The organism is Klebsiella sp. EMBS2024, assembly GCF_036233805.1.
Classification (GTDB): Bacteria; Pseudomonadota; Gammaproteobacteria; order Enterobacterales; family Enterobacteriaceae; genus Klebsiella; species Klebsiella pneumoniae.
In genome coordinates this window covers 75,738-76,098 of record NZ_JAZARW010000004.1, presented here as the reverse complement: position 1 = coordinate 76,098, position 361 = coordinate 75,738, and the positions used below count along the sequence as shown (strand labels likewise).

The 361-nt window shown below is 54.3% G+C and carries 1 pseudogene; it reads right to left on the bottom strand.

From position 1 onward, the window contains the following. Nucleotides 1-297 (bottom strand): annotated as a pseudogene (locus VZP09_RS25005) (IS6-like element IS26 family transposase); the annotation flags it as partial. Nucleotides 298-361 lie beyond the last annotated feature (64 nt).

The following is a 361-nucleotide window of genomic DNA, read 5'->3' as shown; positions in this document are numbered from 1 at the left end:
GCCCCGGCTGTCGACGGCCCGGTACAGATACGCCCAGCGGCCATTGACCTTCACGTAGGTTTCATCCATGTGCCACGGGCAAAGATCGGAAGGGTTACGCCAGTACCAGCGCAGCCGTTTTTCCATTTCAGGCGCATAACGCTGAACCCAGCGGTAAATCGTGGAGTGATCGACATTCACTCCGCGTTCAGCNAGCATCTCCTGCAGCTCACGGTAACTGATGCCGTATTTGCAGTANCAGCGTACGGCCCACAGAATGATGTCACGCTGAAAATGCCGGCCTTTGAATGGGTTCATGTGCAGCTCCATCAGCAAAAGGGGATGATAAGTTTATCACCACCGACTATTTGCAACAGTGCCA